This is a genomic window from Flavimaribacter sediminis (genome assembly GCF_019492055.1).
Lineage (GTDB): Bacteria > Pseudomonadota > Alphaproteobacteria > Rhizobiales > Rhizobiaceae > Flavimaribacter > Flavimaribacter sediminis.
The window spans coordinates 367,669-381,940 of record NZ_JAICBX010000003.1; the positions used below are offsets into that span (position 1 = coordinate 367,669).

Annotated in this window: 25 protein-coding genes; all 25 read left to right on the forward strand. The window is 64.7% G+C overall.

Annotated features, from left to right (window positions below; translation table 11 throughout):
- The 25 genes from K1W69_RS17375 (at nucleotide 1) to K1W69_RS17495 (ending at nucleotide 14,267) form a co-directional block, all read left to right on the forward strand.
- Entirely contained in the window at nucleotides 1–213 is a 213-nt protein-coding gene (locus K1W69_RS17375; protein ID WP_220229689.1) for a hypothetical protein, read from the forward strand.
- Nucleotides 210–464, forward strand: a complete 255-nt coding sequence (locus K1W69_RS17380; protein WP_220230030.1) for a hypothetical protein — start codon at nucleotides 210–212, stop codon at nucleotides 462–464. Before K1W69_RS17375 ends, K1W69_RS17380 begins: the two co-directional genes overlap by 4 nt.
- Complete coding sequence (locus K1W69_RS17385) at nucleotides 461–907, forward strand: hypothetical protein (protein ID WP_220229690.1); 447 nt, start codon at nucleotides 461–463, stop codon at nucleotides 905–907. The genes K1W69_RS17380 and K1W69_RS17385 overlap by 4 nt, the downstream gene beginning before the upstream one ends.
- Before the next feature lie 35 nt (nucleotides 908–942).
- A complete protein-coding gene (locus tag K1W69_RS17390; protein WP_220229691.1) occupies nucleotides 943–1,920 on the forward strand; it encodes a glycoside hydrolase family protein in 978 nt (325 codons plus the stop codon).
- Nucleotides 1,921–1,925: 5 nt separating this feature from the next.
- Nucleotides 1,926–2,477, forward strand: coding sequence for a hypothetical protein (locus K1W69_RS17395; protein WP_220229692.1), 552 nt, complete (start codon nucleotides 1,926–1,928; stop codon nucleotides 2,475–2,477).
- A 2-nt stretch (nucleotides 2,478–2,479) separates the two neighbouring features.
- Complete coding sequence (locus tag K1W69_RS17400; protein WP_220229693.1) at nucleotides 2,480–2,662, forward strand: hypothetical protein; 183 nt, start codon at nucleotides 2,480–2,482, stop codon at nucleotides 2,660–2,662.
- A gap of 12 nt (nucleotides 2,663–2,674) precedes the next feature.
- Nucleotides 2,675–2,857: a hypothetical protein gene (locus K1W69_RS17405; RefSeq protein WP_220229694.1), complete on the forward strand. Its 183-nt coding sequence runs from the start codon at nucleotides 2,675–2,677 to the stop codon at nucleotides 2,855–2,857.
- The gene (locus K1W69_RS17410; protein ID WP_220229695.1) at nucleotides 2,841–3,080 is read left to right on the forward strand and encodes a peptidoglycan-binding domain-containing protein; all 240 of its coding nucleotides are present in this window, start codon (nucleotides 2,841–2,843) and stop codon (nucleotides 3,078–3,080) included. Before K1W69_RS17405 ends, K1W69_RS17410 begins: the two co-directional genes overlap by 17 nt.
- A gap of 11 nt (nucleotides 3,081–3,091) precedes the next feature.
- Entirely contained in the window at nucleotides 3,092–3,406 is a 315-nt protein-coding gene (locus K1W69_RS17415) for a hypothetical protein (RefSeq protein ID WP_220229696.1), read from the forward strand.
- Complete coding sequence (locus K1W69_RS17420; protein WP_220229697.1) at nucleotides 3,403–3,777, forward strand: DUF2730 family protein; 375 nt, start codon at nucleotides 3,403–3,405, stop codon at nucleotides 3,775–3,777. Before K1W69_RS17415 ends, K1W69_RS17420 begins: the two co-directional genes overlap by 4 nt.
- Nucleotides 3,774–4,091, forward strand: coding sequence for a VpaChn25_0724 family phage protein (locus K1W69_RS17425; RefSeq protein WP_220229698.1), 318 nt, complete (start codon nucleotides 3,774–3,776; stop codon nucleotides 4,089–4,091). The genes K1W69_RS17420 and K1W69_RS17425 overlap by 4 nt, the downstream gene beginning before the upstream one ends.
- 1 nt (nucleotide 4,092) lies before the next feature.
- Nucleotides 4,093–4,656, forward strand: a complete 564-nt coding sequence (locus K1W69_RS17430) for a phage protein Gp27 family protein (RefSeq protein WP_220229699.1) — start codon at nucleotides 4,093–4,095, stop codon at nucleotides 4,654–4,656.
- Nucleotides 4,656–6,053: a phage terminase large subunit family protein gene (locus K1W69_RS17435; protein ID WP_220229700.1), complete on the forward strand. Its 1,398-nt coding sequence runs from the start codon at nucleotides 4,656–4,658 to the stop codon at nucleotides 6,051–6,053. The genes K1W69_RS17430 and K1W69_RS17435 overlap by 1 nt, the downstream gene beginning before the upstream one ends.
- A gap of 175 nt (nucleotides 6,054–6,228) precedes the next feature.
- Nucleotides 6,229–8,295, forward strand: coding sequence for a phage portal protein (locus tag K1W69_RS17440; RefSeq protein WP_220229701.1), 2,067 nt, complete (start codon nucleotides 6,229–6,231; stop codon nucleotides 8,293–8,295).
- Nucleotides 8,296–9,015 carry an HK97 family phage prohead protease gene (locus K1W69_RS17445; protein ID WP_220229702.1) on the forward strand — a complete coding sequence of 240 codons (720 nt, stop codon included), beginning with the start codon at nucleotides 8,296–8,298 and terminating at the stop codon, nucleotides 9,013–9,015.
- A 154-nt stretch (nucleotides 9,016–9,169) separates the two neighbouring features.
- Nucleotides 9,170–10,489 carry a phage major capsid protein gene (locus K1W69_RS17450; protein ID WP_220229703.1) on the forward strand — a complete coding sequence of 440 codons (1,320 nt, stop codon included), beginning with the start codon at nucleotides 9,170–9,172 and terminating at the stop codon, nucleotides 10,487–10,489.
- A gap of 54 nt (nucleotides 10,490–10,543) precedes the next feature.
- Nucleotides 10,544–11,089, forward strand: coding sequence for a hypothetical protein (locus tag K1W69_RS17455; protein WP_220229704.1), 546 nt, complete (start codon nucleotides 10,544–10,546; stop codon nucleotides 11,087–11,089).
- Nucleotides 11,089–11,265, forward strand: coding sequence for a hypothetical protein (locus K1W69_RS17460; RefSeq protein WP_220229705.1), 177 nt, complete (start codon nucleotides 11,089–11,091; stop codon nucleotides 11,263–11,265). Before K1W69_RS17455 ends, K1W69_RS17460 begins: the two co-directional genes overlap by 1 nt.
- A gap of 23 nt (nucleotides 11,266–11,288) precedes the next feature.
- On the forward strand, nucleotides 11,289–11,885 hold the full coding sequence (locus tag K1W69_RS17465; RefSeq protein ID WP_220229706.1) for a helix-hairpin-helix domain-containing protein: 597 nt from the start codon (nucleotides 11,289–11,291) through the stop codon (nucleotides 11,883–11,885).
- A gap of 1 nt (nucleotide 11,886) precedes the next feature.
- A complete protein-coding gene (locus K1W69_RS17470; RefSeq protein ID WP_220229707.1) occupies nucleotides 11,887–12,225 on the forward strand; it encodes a hypothetical protein in 339 nt (112 codons plus the stop codon).
- Nucleotides 12,226–12,234: 9 nt separating this feature from the next.
- Nucleotides 12,235–12,801 carry a hypothetical protein gene (locus tag K1W69_RS17475; RefSeq protein ID WP_220229708.1) on the forward strand — a complete coding sequence of 189 codons (567 nt, stop codon included), beginning with the start codon at nucleotides 12,235–12,237 and terminating at the stop codon, nucleotides 12,799–12,801.
- Nucleotides 12,798–13,148, forward strand: a complete 351-nt coding sequence (locus tag K1W69_RS17480; protein WP_220229709.1) for a hypothetical protein — start codon at nucleotides 12,798–12,800, stop codon at nucleotides 13,146–13,148. Before K1W69_RS17475 ends, K1W69_RS17480 begins: the two co-directional genes overlap by 4 nt.
- Complete coding sequence (locus tag K1W69_RS17485) at nucleotides 13,148–13,408, forward strand: hypothetical protein (RefSeq protein WP_220229710.1); 261 nt, start codon at nucleotides 13,148–13,150, stop codon at nucleotides 13,406–13,408. The genes K1W69_RS17480 and K1W69_RS17485 overlap by 1 nt, the downstream gene beginning before the upstream one ends.
- Nucleotides 13,408–13,848 carry a phage morphogenesis protein gene (locus tag K1W69_RS17490; protein ID WP_220229711.1) on the forward strand — a complete coding sequence of 147 codons (441 nt, stop codon included), beginning with the start codon at nucleotides 13,408–13,410 and terminating at the stop codon, nucleotides 13,846–13,848. Before K1W69_RS17485 ends, K1W69_RS17490 begins: the two co-directional genes overlap by 1 nt.
- On the forward strand, nucleotides 13,845–14,267 hold the full coding sequence (locus tag K1W69_RS17495; protein ID WP_220229712.1) for a DUF3168 domain-containing protein: 423 nt from the start codon (nucleotides 13,845–13,847) through the stop codon (nucleotides 14,265–14,267). Before K1W69_RS17490 ends, K1W69_RS17495 begins: the two co-directional genes overlap by 4 nt.
- Nucleotides 14,268–14,272: the final 5 nt, after the last annotated feature.

Consider the following 14,272-nt stretch of genomic DNA (forward strand, 5'->3'; position numbering starts at 1 on the left):
ATGGCGCAGCTCCAGTCATTCCCGCCCGGCATGACGTATCCCGAAAGGGACAGCGATCCGCTGCGCAAGCTGTCGATCGAACGGGAGCGCCTGGCAAGGCAGATCGAGATCCTCAAACCCCGATCGCGCCGTCGCATAGAACTGGAACAGCGCGCAAAGGAACTCGCCCTTCAGCAGCTGCGCCTGGAACTCCGGACGGAGACGAAACCGTGAGTTCAGTCCACGTCACCGATCATGCCGTGCTGCGCTATCTGGAGCGCGTCTGCGGGCTCGACATCGAAGCGCTGCGCGCGTCGATCGCCGCCGGCTGCGAGCGCGGCGCCGCGGCTGGAGCGCCGGTGGTCCGGTTTTCCGGCGCCCGGTTTCTTCTGCGTGGCGAGCGAGTCGTCACCGCGATCGACGACGAGCATTTCTGCGACCACGCCACGATGACCGACCTCATCCGCCGTCCGGAGCGCCGATGAACGACGCTCCCCGTCATGGCTGGCTTCCCGCCCTGCTCGCCGAGATCGCGCAAGTCGCCGGTCTCGAGGCGGCGCTGAAGCTTGCCGAGACGCGCGGCGGAACCGAGATCTACGTTCCGGCCGAGGCGCCGGCCGGCCACTGGCTTGCGGATACGGTCGGCGCACAGGCGGCGAAAGCGATCTGCAGTCATTTCACCGGAGCGGGACCAGGCTGCCGGCTGGAGCTGCCGACCGGACCGGCCGGCACCATGGCGCAGATCCGCCGCAAGGTGGACAGAATGATCGCCGAGGGAAAATCCGAACGCGAGATTGCACTCGCCTGCGGCTATACCCAGCGCGGCGTGCGCATGCGCCGGGCGAAGGCACGAGCAGCGTTGACCCAAGGAGATCTGTTTTCCGGAATCCCGGAACGTCTTCCGGGGCGAACCAAATCCCGAAATTAGAGAAAGCTTCCGGAAGTTAGACCGGGAGCCGCCTCATGACAATCGCAAACCGATACGACCCGCGCCTGGTGCCGTTTACCGGCGGCCACGAGGGCAAGGTGCTTCGATGGTACCGCGACCCTACGGGCACGCCGACGATCGGCTTCGGCTTCACCTGGGGATCGAAGATTTTCCGCGAGTGGTTCCTGAAGACCCGGGGCCGCAAGATGCAGGCGGGCGATACGATCACGGACGCGGAAGCCTTCATGCTTCTGAAGCTCGTCATCGAGCAGGAATACCTGCCGCCGGTGATCGATCGCATCGACGCGGCCAAGGCGACGGTAACGAAGCACGCCGTCGCCGCCGCCACCGACATGGCCTACAATTGCGGGGCCGGCGCTCTCGGCTGGTCCTGGTTCAAGCAGCTTCTGGCCGGCGACGTCGCCGACTCCGCCGCCCGATACCGGGTGACGGCGCAGACCTCGAAGGGACGCAAGCTTCCGGGACTGGTGCGCCGCCGCAAGGAAGGCGCGCTGATCCTCTACCGCAACATCTGGCCGGACTGGGTCAAGACGCCGACCTCGCTTGCCACGGCCGACGACGTCAAGGCCGCGCTGCCGGACTGGAGGTTGCTGGCCGAGGACTACGACCAGGGCGTGGCCTGGCTGGAGCAGCTCGGATATTTCCAGGGCCTGGCGACCACCGACACAAAAGCCGTGAAGGCGGCCGTGCTCGCCTTCCAGCAGGAGCATCCGCAACTTGCCAATGACGGCGTTCTCGGCCGGGCGACGCTCGACCAGCTGCAGCGCGTCATCGACCTGAAGAAGAAAGCCGCAACAACCGGTGCGGCAGGCGGCGGATCAGCGGCGACAGGCGGCGCGGAGACAGCGACGCAAACCGACATCACCGGCATTTCCGATCTTCTGATCTGGGGCGGCGTGGCCGTGCTTGTCATCGGCGGCGCGTGGCTTGCCTGGCGCTATCGCGATGAGCTTTCGATCGCCGCCCGAAGCCTCTTCAAACGGAAAGGATAACGCTCATGAGCGCAATTGCAGCCGTCATCGCCGCTGCCGCTGCACGGGTCGGCGCAGGCATGATCAAGTCCGTCATCGAGAAGAAGTTCGGCGCAGGCGCAGGACAGATCGCCGGCGACCTCGCAGGCTCTGTGATCGACACCGTGGCGCGCAAGGCCGGCGTCGAGCCGATCGACCTGCCGGGTTTGGCCGAACGGGCGCCGGACATCGTCGACGCCGCCGTCGCGGAAACCGAGACGGCGATGCCCGAATTGATCGCGCTCTACGAGAAGGGTCTCGAAGGCCAGTTCGCGCTGCTTCAGGCGGAGCAGGCCCAGGGCGGGCTGCAGGTCTTCTGGCGCTACGGCTGGATGTATCTGCTCGCCGTCTTCTGGATCTGGCGCATTCTGATCTTGCCGATCATCAACCACCAGATCGACATTCCGATCGAGTCGGTCGATTTCGCGGTGCTGCTGACGCTGACTTCCTGGTTCATGGCCCTCTACATGGGCGGACACACGGTCAAGGAACTCGGCAAGAGCGCGATCGAAGCGATGCGCACCCGGAAGGGAGCGTAACCATGGCGGACGTCCTGCTGGCGACAATCCTGACCGCCTTAGGCCTGATTGTCCTGATCACGACTATCCTCGCCGGTGCAAACAAACCCATCCCGGACCAGGGACCGAGCCTGCGCGCGCCGCTGATCGCCGGCGGCGCGATGACGCTGGCCGGCATCCTGTACTGGTCTCTCATTCTCGGCTGAAGGAGGCGAACCATGGAAACGCTGACGGCAGGCGATCACGTCATTGTCCAGGTAACGCCGGCGTTCGGCGAGCCGCGAAACCGCCGGGGCGAAGTGTTCGCAGACCGTGATGGCGCGACGAAGATCCAGGTGAGGCCGCCGCATGCGCCTGCCCGTCCCTACACAGTGGAGGCCGTCAATGCTCGACGAGTTTGACGCCCTCAAACGGGGTGACAGCGGCGAAGAGGTCGAAGCGCTTCAGGCGGAGCTGCGCTCGCTCGGCTTCTCGATCGAGCCGAGCGGCGTCTACGACGATCAGACCTGGATGGCGGTCGAGGAATTTCAGCGGGCGTTCGGCATGGAGCCGGACGGCATGGCCACGAAGGCGACGCGCGACCGATTGAGCGAGTGCGTCCGCTGCAACACGGCAAGTCACTAGGAGGCTCTGACATGACCCGTTATCTGAAACTTCTTGTGGCCGCCTGTCTGTTGACGGCAGCGCCAGCAGCGCAGGCCACAACCATTCTTCAGTGCGTGCCGATCGAGGAGCTGCAGTCAGCGGCCGACCGGGGCGGCCATGTGGTGGTTTTCACCGGGGTCGAGAATTCCGGTGTGTCCCTGATCGTCTTCAGGAACGGCGCCGGCGAATGGGCCGCCGCTTATGTGGATGCGAACGGCCTCGCCTGCATCATAGGACAAGGCCTATCCGGCCGCGCTCCGAACAATCCTGCCCCGTCTCAGCGCATTCCGGAGGAGCCGGCTTGACCCAGACACTACCCGAATTGATCGCTCCCTGGCTAGGGCTGATCGCCCTTTTCATATCCGTCGGAGGCACGGTGTATGCCTGGCTTACATCGCGCTCGAAGGAATATGCGAAGAAGCTCGATAACCTGAATGAAGGTCGGGCAAAGGATCTCTCCGAAATCAACACCCGCCTTAACGGGCATGCTTCGCGGATCCAGACGATCGAGGACGAGATGAAGCATCTGCCCGACCGGGACTCGCAGCATCGTGTCGAACTTGCCCTGGCGGAAATGAACGGTCGGTTTGCCGCACTCGACGAGAAGCTGAAGCCGATCGCCTCGACCAGCCAGCGGCTGAGCGAATTCCTTCTCGAACAGGCGAAGAAGTCATGAACCTCGGGATCGACTACGCCAAGAAGATCCGCGAGGACGCACGGCTGATCATTCTCCGGGCGCTTGCCGAGCAGATCAACGACACGCTCGCCTCGAATGTTCTGCAGGATGAGGTCCTGCCTGTCTTTGGCGTCCGCCAGGATCGCGCATGGGTCCATCAGCAACTCGACTATCTCGCCAATCTCGGCGCGATTTCTGTCGTGACGGCCGGCACGGTCAAGGTGGCGACGCTGATGGCGACAGGCAAGAAGCACATCGACCGTCTCGTGGCGCTGGAAGGCGTTACCCGTCCGTCGCTGGCCGGCGAGGCGTGACATGGCGGGCAAAGGCCGCGGGCGTCTTTCCAGTCTCGACCTGCTTCCGGACGAAGCGCAGGATGATCTGATCTGGGCGATCGGAGAGCTCAACAGGCGCGAACGCACCCAGGCCGACATCCTGTTCGAACTGAACGACCGTCTGGAAGTGAAAGGCATCGAGCCGATCTCGCGCTCGGCCTTCAACCGCAAATCTATGCGGCTCGCCAAACGATCGCTGCAACTCGAGGAGCGCCGCCACATCTACGCCGGTATCGCCGATCGGCTGACGCCAGAGGAAGTCGGCAAGGCGGATCTCGTGCTCGGCGAGTTCCTGAAGACTTTGATCGACGAGCTGCTGGACGGCGACGGCCTGGTCTCGAAGAACGCCATGGAACTGGCGCGCGCCTACAAGGACACCGTCATGGCGCAGCGCCACTCGGCCGAGCTGCGCGAGAAGGCAGAATTGCAAGCCGACGCGAAACTCAAGAAGGCCGTCGACGAAGTTGGCGACGTGGTTCGCAAGACTGCGGGCATCAGCCAGGAAACACTGGACGAGATCAACCGCCGGCTGGGCGCGATCTGATGGGCCGCGCGAACATCATACCCGCGAACCCGGAGGCGATCTTCCTGCCCTATCAGAGCCGGTGGATCGCCGATCATTCGCGCCTGAAGCTTATGGAGAAGGGACGCCAGATCGGCCTCTCCTGGTCGACGGCCTATGCGACCGTTTCCCGGACCGCGCTGATCACGGCCCGATACGACCAGTGGGTCTCGTCGCGCGACGACATCCAGGCGCGGCTCTTTCTGGAAGACTGCAAGCTGTGGGCCGGCAACATGGATCTCGCGGCCCAGGATCTCGGCGAACAGGTCATCGACCCGGAAAAGAAGCACAGCGCCTATGTGCTGCGTTTCGCCAACGAGCGGCGCATCCATTCGATGAGCTCCAACCCGGACGCTCAGGCGGGAAAACGCGGCGGGCGCGTGCTCGACGAGTTCGCCCTGCATCCCGACCCCCGCAAGCTATGGTCGATCGCCTATCCGGGCATCACCTGGGGCGGCTCGATGGAAGTGATCTCCACGCATCGCGGCTCGCAGAATTTCTTCAACGGGCTCGTGCGCGAATACCACGAAGGCGGCAACCCGAAGAAGATCAGCCTGCACCGCGTCACGCTAGAGGATGCGCTGAACGACGGCTTCCTGTGGAAGCTGCAGCATTCGCTCCCGGACGACGACGAACGCCAGGAGATGACAGAGGCGGACTATTTCAACTGGGTGAAGAGCGGCGCGGCCGACGAGGAGAGCTTTCTTCAGGAGTATATGTGCCAGCCGGCCGACGACAACGCGGCCTTTCTGGAATACGACCTGATCGCCGCCGCCGAATATCCGGCCGACGCCAACTGGCCCAAGCTCGAAGGCGGGCGGCTCTACGCCGGCATCGACATCGGCCGCAAGAAGGACCTGACCGTCCTTTGGGTGCTCGAGGAGCTGGGCGACGTTCTCTACACCCGCCACGTCGAGGCGTTGCGCAACATGCGCAAATCCGAACAGGAAAAGATCCTGTGGCCGTGGATCGAGCGGTGCGTGCGCAGCGGCTGGGACGCGACCGGCCTCGGCATCGGCTGGGCCGACGACGCCCAGGACAAGTTCGGCGAGTACGCCGTCGAGGCGGTCACCTTCACGACAAAGGTCAAGGAGGCGCTCGCCTATCCTGTCCGCGCGTCGATGGAAGACCGCAAGATCCGCATCCCCTACTCCAACCCGATCCGCGCGGATCTCCGATCGGTGACCAAGCAGGTGACCGCAGCCGGCAATATCCGGTTCACCGCCGAACGCACGCCGGACGGCCATGCCGACCATTTCTGGGCGCTGGCGCTGGCGATCCACGCCGCCGGCTCGGCCGAGCGCCAGCCGTGGCGGCCGATCGAGCGCGACCAGGATCCGCAGGCAACGCAACCCGACGAGAACTGGATCCCGGCATGATGGTTCACGCCACCGAAATAAACGGCCACACAGCGCGTTTGACAGGGTCCGGACGGATGACGGGCCGCGCTCACCCCGAAATCCGCGTCAGCGGCGTTCGAAAGCCATTCGAAAACGATTTGGCTTTTGATCCGCCACCCCGGATTCGGCGAATCCGGAACGGAAAGGGGCTGTAATGGCGAACTGGTTACAGAAAGCCCTGTCGACGATGCGCCATTCGGGCGGCGCGACACCCTTCATGTTCGGCTTCCTGAAGCGCACCCGGTTCAACTACGCCAGGGAAGTCGGCGACGGACTGGATTCCTCCGTCATCATGGCGCCGGTGCAGTGGGTACAGCGCGCATTTCCGGAAGCTCGGCTGCGCGTTGTCAGCGTCAAGGGCGACGGCGCGCGGGAAGAAATCGACGGCCACGACATGACGGCGCTGATCAGGCGGCCGAATCCGTATTACGGCGACGTCCACCTGTGGGCGGCGACGCTGCTCTCCTACCTGATCGACGGCAACGCCTACTGGCTGAAGGTCAGAAACGGCGTCGGCAAGCCTGTCGAGTTGTGGTGGGTTCCCTCCTGGGCAATCGAACCGAAATGGCCGCAGGACGGTTCCGAGTTCATCTCCTACTACGAATACAGTCCGGGCGGCGGGGCGAAGACGCCGCTCGAATTCGATGACGTCGTGCATTTCCGGCACGGGGTCAATCCGCGCAACCAGCGCAAGGGCCTTTCGCCGCTCTCCGGCGTGATCCGCGAGATCTTCATGGATCTGGAAGCTTCGAACTTCGCGGCATCGCTCCTGAAGAACATGGGCGTGCCGGGCGTGGTCATCTCGCCGGACGGCAGCGCCCAGCCTTCGCCCGAAGACGTGGCGTCCGTGAAGGCATGGTTCAAGCAGGCCTTCAGCGGCGACAATCGCGGCGAGCCGCTGGTCATGGGCGGGGCGACCAAGGTCGAGCAGTACGGCTTCAACCCGCAACAGATGGACATGTCGACGACGCGGGACGTCGCCGAGGAACGGGTTTGTGCGGTGTTGGGCGTACCGGCCGCCGTGGTCGGCTTTGGCGCCGGGCTGCAGACGGCCAAGGTCGGCGCAACCATGACCGAATTGCGCAAGCTCGCCTGGACGAACGGCGTGCTTCCGATCACTTCGGTCTTCGCCGACGAGCTCAACCGGTCGCTGCTTCCGGATTTTTCAAAAGGGCGGACTGCAGAAGAGGTCGAGTACGACGTCTCGGACGTACAGGCGCTGCAGGACGATCTCGACAAGCTGTTTTCCCGCATGGATACGGCGGTGCGTGGCGGCTGGGCGATGGTCTACGAAGCACGCGAGGCGGCCGGCCTCGATGTCGACGACAGTCACCGGATTTATCTCAGACCCTTCTCGGCGATCGAAGTGCCGGCCGGCGCGCCACCGCGCGTCGAACCGGCCGATCCAGAGAAGTCGGGAACCAAGGCGCGGCGGCGCCCGAGCGCCGCGCAGCGTGGTTACGTGCGCGCACTGTCGCGCATGGAGGCAGGTCTGCAGACCGCCGCCGAGAAACGTCTCAAGTCCTTCTTCGCCGATCTCGGGAAGGAAGCGTCCAGGGCAGCGCAACCAATCCTGAGCGAAGAGGACCTCGGCCAGGCGTCCGCCGCCACCGGCGAGCGCAAGGAAGACGAACTGCTGGTCTACCGGATCCTCGACGCGCTGGACACGAATGCGCGCCAGGCAGCGCTTCGGCAAGTCTTCGAAGCTCACTATCTGGAAGTCGCGAAGGAAGTCGCCAAGGCGGGCGAGCTGGTGGGAATCGCCACCGGCCTGCCCGACCCGGTCGGCCGCGCCGTGGCGCAGGCCGGCGGTCGGCGCGCCGGGCTCGTCGATCTGGAGAAGCAATCCCGCCGCGCCCTGTTCGACGCGATCGCCGAAGGCCGCGCCGAGGGCGAAGGCGTCCTCCAGCTCGCGGAGCGCATTGCGGAACACGTCGAGGCCGGTCCATGGACCTCGGTCGAGCAGCGCTCGATCACGATCGCGCGCACCGAAACCAAGTTCGCCCAGAACGTCTCGACGATCGAGATAACGAAGAACGCCGGCGCCGATCGGCTGACCGTCTTCGACGGACGCTTCGGCCGTCCCCGCTCGGATCCCGACCATATTGCCCGCGACGGCATCGTCGTGACGGCAGACGAAGCCGCCGCCATGGCGGCGGACGAACACCCCAACGGCACGCTTTCGTTCGCGCCGTATTTCGACATCCAGGAGGATGAGTAGATGAAGTGCAGGAAATCAGGAATTGCGCTGAAGGCAATGGACGACGACGGCCATGGCATGGCGCGGATCGCCACGCTGTCGGCGATCGACCACGACGGCGACACCTACGCCAAGGGCGCCTTCTCCGCTGAAGGCGGCGACCAGTGGGCGCAGATCCTGGCGGCGCACAATTGGGGCACCGTGCCGCTCGGCAAAGCGCGCGTCTTCGAGCGTGGTGACGAGGCGCTGGCGGAACTGCATCTCAACCTCAACACCGACGCCGGCAAGGAATGGCACGCCGCCCTGAAGTTCGATCTCGAGGGATGCGACGGCACTGGCAGCAAGCATCCGATCCAGGAATGGTCCTACGGCTTCCGGGTTCTCGACGCCGCCCACGAGGACCGTGACGGCGAGAAGGTGCGGGTGCTGAAGCGGCTGAAGGTGTTCGAGGTGTCACCCGTGGTCCAGGGCGCCGGAATCAATACCGGCACGCTGGTCATGAAGGGCGCGGCCCTAAAGGGCGAGCGGTTCGAGCGCCTGACAGAGGATCTCGCCGAGATCCTGTCCGGGATCAAGGCCGACCCGACGGCGCTGTCGGCGGCCGGCCTGAAACAGATCGCGGATCTGCACGAAGGCCTGGGCGGGATCCTCAAAACTGCTGAGGCGGAAGAAGCCTCTGCGCGGCGGCTGATGGCCGGCCAGGCGTGGCGCGCATCCAAACGTCATCTGAAACGGGACTGAAGCAATTTCGGGCGGCGCGACCTGCGCCCGCCTGCCTGCCGCTAACCGGCCTGACCCGGAAGACGTTCCGGGGCGAATGGCGGCATCGCCCGGTGCAATGTGACCACACTCCGAACGCGGACGCAACCGCAACAGCAATAGAGGACCAGAATTCATGAGCACACTGAAGGAAGTGCGCGAGAAACTGTCGGAACGCCAGGACGCGCTCGGCAAGGTGTTTGAAGAGGCGAAGACCGACGCCGGCGAATACGACTTCCGCCAGGTGAAGGCGGAAACGCTGAAGGAATGCCTGGGCGACGGACTGAAGACCACGGCGCAGATCGTCGAGAGGGTCAACGAGAGGAACGCCGAGCTCGACGAGCTCGCCAAGGAAGCCGAAGGACTGGAAGCAGCCGAGCTGGCGGCAAAGCAGCATTCCGATCGCGAGAAATCCGCCAAGCGTCCGCGTTTCGCCGGCAGCAAGGGCAACCATCCCGACATCGAAACACGGCTGAAGTCACTCGGCGAGATGGTCGCCGGCGACGACCGCTACAAGTCTTGGGCGGAACGCGGCGCCGCGAACGGCATCGACTTCCATTTCGACGAGGTCTACGGCTCCGACATGCTGGCCAAGGGCCTCGCCTTCGAGACCATGGGCACAAAGACGCTTTTCGAAACCGGCGCCGGCTGGGCTCCGGAATCAGTCCGGCTGCCCGGCTTCGTCGAGATGGCGACCCGTCCCGTGCAGCTGCTCGATATCTTCCCGATGGCGCGCACCGGCCAGGATACGGTCAAGTTCATGGAAGAAACGACACGCACCCACGGCGCGGCCGAGAGAGCGGAAGGCGGGACATTCGCCGAATCCACCTTCGAGATGACCGAGCGTGAGAGCACGGTACGCAAGATCACGGATTCAGTGCCGGTCACCGACGAGCAGCTGGAAGACGTCGCCCAGGTTCAAAGCTACCTCAACGGCCGCCTGATCTTCGGTCTTCGCCAGCGGCTCGACAGCCAGTGCCTGATTGGCAACGGCACCGCGCCCAATCTACGTGGCCTGAAGAACGTCGTCGGCATCCAGACCCAGGCGAAGGGCGCCGATCCGATACCGGACGCCTTCTTCAAGGCGATGACCAAGATCCGCGTCACCGGCCGGGCAGTTCCGACGCACCATGTAATCCACTCGACAGACTGGGAAAAAGTTCGGCTGCTGCGGACAGCCGACGGCGTCTACATCTGGGGCAATCCGTCCGAGGCCGGCCCCGAACGCATGTGGGGCCTGCCCGTCGTCCAGTGCGACGCCGACAGCGCCGGCACCGGTTATGTCGGCTCCTTCCTGCCAGCCTGGGTCTCGCTCTACGAGCGTCGCGGCGTGGACGTCCAGGTCGGATATATCAGCACACAGTTCACCGAGGGCAAGCGCACCATCCGCGCCGACATGCGCATGGCGCTGGTGTTCTTCCGCCCGGCCGCGTTCGCGTCGGTCACCGGCCTCTGAGGCTGGCCAAACATTTGGGCCGGCCCGTGCGGCCGGCCGCAACAGGAGCAAACGATGACGAAGATTGCAGGATCATGGCCGCGCGTTGCGTCCTTCACCTTTCCCGCCGTGGCGCTGGGCGCCAATGACGACATCCTCGCGGACACGGCGATGGACGAAACCGAAGACACCATCGTCACCGAATTCGACGGCCAACCCGACGTCGCGCGCAACGTCACGGTCAAGGGCAACGACGCCAATGTCAGCGGCGACGTAGTGATCGTCGGCACACGCGCCGGCGCGGAGATCACTGAGACGCTTGCGCTGAACGCCGCCAATGTCGTCGCCGGCGACAAGGCTTTCGACACGATCACGGAAATCACTCTGCCGCCCTACGACACCGCCAACACGGAACGGGTGCGCGTGGGGCTCGGCGCCAAGATCGGCCTGCCCGTCGCGCTGTCGCGGAACACCGTGCTCGCCGCCTTCCTGGACGGCGCGCGCGAAGGCACGGCTCCGACGATCGCGTTCTCGGCCTCGGCGCTCGAAAGCAACACGGCGACGCTCAACAGCGCGCTCGACGGGTCCGACGTGATCGTCGACCTCTACGAGACGCTCTGATGGCCGTAACCCGGATCTCAACGCCGCACGCCTATGTCGGCGTGTCCGGCGACACAAAGCCGACCGGATCGGCCGTGCCGCCCGGCTCGACCTTCGTCGAGCGCGACACCGGCCACGAGTTCATCTGGGACGGATCGGCCTGGGGGCAACGCTTCTACCCGACAGCGGCGAGCTGACGGGCAACCAAGGAGAAATCACGATGCAAGCGGCAGAACGCCTGTACATCACCGCCGACAAGAAGCGCCTGGTCGCCGAGGGCGATCCGGCCGGCGCATTCCTCTATGCCGCGCCAGGTGATGAGATCCCCGACAGCGCGGTCGACAAGTTCGGCCTGGTCGACGGCAAGGTGTTTCGCACCGGCGCGGAGAAAAAGCGCCGCGACGAGGGCGACGACAAGAGCCGGAAGGACGGTTCCGACAAAGACCGGAAAGACGGCGACAACAAGGATACTCAGCGAGAGGGGAGCTCTGGTACGGCTCGCAAGGCCCCCAGCACCGGTAGCGGGACGTCGGCGGAAACGTCGAACGTAGGGGTTCAGCCCGGCTCCCCGCAGGCTGATGACCTCACGAAGATCAAGGGCATCGGCGCTAAGACCGCCGCGACGCTCAAAGCTGCGGAAATCGACACGTTCGCGAAGCTTGCGGCGATCGACCCGGCGAGCCCGCCGGAGGTCGACGGCCTCTCCGCAAGCGGCAAGGACTGGGTGTCCTGGCAGGGACAGGCCCGGATCCTGATCGTCCCGGTCACGGAGCCCGCGCCCGGACTGACGATCAACACGATATCCCAGGAGTCCTGACATGGCGCGCGCAGCTCTCACCGTCCAGGCTCTTTCCCGTCTCGGTATCGAGCCTGCCTACGTCGCGGCGGAAGCCGACGGCAACAGCTTCAACAATACCGGCCGCGAGTTCCTGCATATCAAGAACGGCGCGACCGATTGTGTCGTCACCGTCCAGACGCCGCGCACCGTCGACGGCCAGGCGGTAACCGCGCGCGAAGTCACCGTGACGGCGACCGAAGAGCGCATGATCGGCCCCTTCCCGCCGGCGGTCTTCAACCAGGGCGGTTCGATCGGCGACGTCGTGCATGTCGACTATGACGACGAGAGCAACGTCACCGTCGGCGTCTTCAGGGTCTGAGGAGCGGTTATGGCGCTGATTGACCGGGTCAGGGAGCGAACGGGCAGCGATCTGTCCGACACGGAGCTGCAGGCGATGATCGACGGGATCCTCGCCGAGATCTCTGCGCGCTTCGGACCTGCCGGCGCCATCACCGTCGATATCGGTGATCCGGGCGATCCGCATTCGCGCCGCGACCGATCGCTGCGCCTGTCTCGCCCGATCGATACTGGAGAGACGATCACGATCACCGAGATCGATCCTCGCCACACCGGCGACGCCTCGGCCGAGACCCTGCTTTCCGATGACGATTACCGCGTGCTGCATGGCGGCCATACGATCGAGCGCCTGGTCGGTGGAACCAACGGCCGCGACCGCTGGGCCCCGCTGGTGAGGATCACCTACACGCCGTCGGACATTACCGGCGCCGCCCGCGAGGAGGCTGTCATCAAGCTTATGCTTGTGGATCTGTCGAACCGGGGCCTCCTGAAGAGCGAACGCGCCGGCGATTATGCCTTCACACTGGGCGACCCGTCCCAGGAGCGCGAGAGGATCCTCGCCTCGTTGACCGCCAGATCCGGGACGGTGCTGGCATGATCTCCGGAAGGCTCACCATGCGCGCCACTGTCGAGCGCAACACCGCGACCGGCAACGATCCCTATGGCAATCCCCTGCCGCCGGTCTTCGAAGAAATCGACGCCTCGCCGCTTTCCTGTTTCGTCTGGTCGAAGACGAGCCGGGAACTTGTCGGGGACGAGCGCACCGCGATGATCGAGGACATGCGCGCCATGTTTGCATTGAGCGCCGACATTGCCGAGGACGACGAGATCTCGAGCGTCGCCGATCGCCAGGACAACGAGATCATTCCCGGCCGGCTGCGCGTCGAAGGCCCCGTGCAGCGCAAGCACACGCATCTCGAAGCCGCCTTGAAGAGGGTGAGCTGATGCAGATCGGAGCAATCGAAGGCGCAACAAGGATCGTCGGAAAATCGCAGGGCTATATGGGTCTGCCGATCCGTGACGAGAAAATTGATTGCAGCGTCAACGGCCCGAACACGCCCTCCATGACAACGGCGTGGCTTCCGACGCCTGCCGAGCTGGAAGCGCTGAACAACGGAGCAAGCGTCCATATCCGCATCCTGGGAACCGTCCCGCCTCCGATGATGGTGGCAGTCGGCCCGGAGCCATCGGCGGAGGGCGTGTGATGCCGGTGAAGTGGTACGGCAGGCAAGTCTCTGAAAAGATGCGCAAGGCGCAGATCCTCGGCGTCAACGCCACGATGGCGGCCTGTGTTACAGGCGCCAAGCGCAATCATCCGTGGAAGAACCGGACCGGCGTTCTGGAAGGCTCGATCGGTATCGCCGAACCGGCGTCCGCGCAAAGTACGGGCGGCGTGAAAGGCGTCTGGGGATCAAGAGACGCCGTTCAGGCTCTCATCCAGGAGGTCGGAGGCGTCATTCGCCCTGTGCGCAAACAGGCGCTCAAGTTCCAGCTCGAGGACGGAACGTTCATCGTCACGAAGAAAGTGACGATCCCGGCGCGGCCTTATCTCAGGCCGGAGGCCGACAAGGAGTATCCGAAGCTCACCAAGCGCATCCGAAGGGTTTTCGAAAGCTCGACGGCGACGACGGGAGGGCGGCGATGAACGTGCCCGATATCATCGCGGCGATGGTGGCGCTGCTCAAGGCCGACTCTGGCGTGACCGCACTCGTCGGCTTGCGGGTGTTCGGCCTGGAACTACCGCGTGAGGAAGTGGACGACATGCCGCGCAAAGGCGTGATCCTTCGTCCATCCGGAGGCGTGTCAGCCCAGGGCGGATATCTCGAACTGACGGCCGACCGCATCGATGCGATCAGCTGGGGCGAGACGCCCTATCAGGCAAGCATTGTCTCGCTGGCCGTGCTGGTAGCGCTCAAACGCCTCCGGCGTCGGGTGATTTCCGGCGTGCTGATCCATTCGGCCGAGGAGGCAGGCGGCCGTCTTCCCATCCGCGATGCCGAAACAGACTGGCCTGCAATGACGCAGGCCTTCCAGGTTCTCTACGCGCTCAAGGCGGCGGCGTAGGCAAG

Coding starts and splice junctions, on each gene's coding strand:
- K1W69_RS17375 (WP_220229689.1), top strand. CDS start 1: ATGGCGCAGCTCCAGTCATTCCCGCCCGGCATGACGTATCCCGAAAGG.
- K1W69_RS17385 (WP_220229690.1), top strand. CDS start 461: ATGAACGACGCTCCCCGTCATGGCTGGCTTCCCGCCCTGCTCGCCGAG.
- K1W69_RS17390 (WP_220229691.1), top strand. CDS start 943: ATGACAATCGCAAACCGATACGACCCGCGCCTGGTGCCGTTTACCGGC.
- K1W69_RS17395 (WP_220229692.1), top strand. CDS start 1,926: ATGAGCGCAATTGCAGCCGTCATCGCCGCTGCCGCTGCACGGGTCGGC.
- K1W69_RS17400 (WP_220229693.1), top strand. CDS start 2,480: ATGGCGGACGTCCTGCTGGCGACAATCCTGACCGCCTTAGGCCTGATT.
- K1W69_RS17405 (WP_220229694.1), top strand. CDS start 2,675: ATGGAAACGCTGACGGCAGGCGATCACGTCATTGTCCAGGTAACGCCG.
- K1W69_RS17410 (WP_220229695.1), top strand. CDS start 2,841: ATGCTCGACGAGTTTGACGCCCTCAAACGGGGTGACAGCGGCGAAGAG.
- K1W69_RS17415 (WP_220229696.1), top strand. CDS start 3,092: ATGACCCGTTATCTGAAACTTCTTGTGGCCGCCTGTCTGTTGACGGCA.
- K1W69_RS17425 (WP_220229698.1), top strand. CDS start 3,774: ATGAACCTCGGGATCGACTACGCCAAGAAGATCCGCGAGGACGCACGG.
- K1W69_RS17430 (WP_220229699.1), top strand. CDS start 4,093: ATGGCGGGCAAAGGCCGCGGGCGTCTTTCCAGTCTCGACCTGCTTCCG.
- K1W69_RS17435 (WP_220229700.1), top strand. CDS start 4,656: ATGGGCCGCGCGAACATCATACCCGCGAACCCGGAGGCGATCTTCCTG.
- K1W69_RS17440 (WP_220229701.1), top strand. CDS start 6,229: ATGGCGAACTGGTTACAGAAAGCCCTGTCGACGATGCGCCATTCGGGC.
- K1W69_RS17445 (WP_220229702.1), top strand. CDS start 8,296: ATGAAGTGCAGGAAATCAGGAATTGCGCTGAAGGCAATGGACGACGAC.
- K1W69_RS17450 (WP_220229703.1), top strand. CDS start 9,170: ATGAGCACACTGAAGGAAGTGCGCGAGAAACTGTCGGAACGCCAGGAC.
- K1W69_RS17455 (WP_220229704.1), top strand. CDS start 10,544: ATGACGAAGATTGCAGGATCATGGCCGCGCGTTGCGTCCTTCACCTTT.
- K1W69_RS17460 (WP_220229705.1), top strand. CDS start 11,089: ATGGCCGTAACCCGGATCTCAACGCCGCACGCCTATGTCGGCGTGTCC.
- K1W69_RS17465 (WP_220229706.1), top strand. CDS start 11,289: ATGCAAGCGGCAGAACGCCTGTACATCACCGCCGACAAGAAGCGCCTG.
- K1W69_RS17470 (WP_220229707.1), top strand. CDS start 11,887: ATGGCGCGCGCAGCTCTCACCGTCCAGGCTCTTTCCCGTCTCGGTATC.
- K1W69_RS17475 (WP_220229708.1), top strand. CDS start 12,235: ATGGCGCTGATTGACCGGGTCAGGGAGCGAACGGGCAGCGATCTGTCC.
- K1W69_RS17480 (WP_220229709.1), top strand. CDS start 12,798: ATGATCTCCGGAAGGCTCACCATGCGCGCCACTGTCGAGCGCAACACC.
- K1W69_RS17485 (WP_220229710.1), top strand. CDS start 13,148: ATGCAGATCGGAGCAATCGAAGGCGCAACAAGGATCGTCGGAAAATCG.
- K1W69_RS17490 (WP_220229711.1), top strand. CDS start 13,408: ATGCCGGTGAAGTGGTACGGCAGGCAAGTCTCTGAAAAGATGCGCAAG.
- K1W69_RS17495 (WP_220229712.1), top strand. CDS start 13,845: ATGAACGTGCCCGATATCATCGCGGCGATGGTGGCGCTGCTCAAGGCC.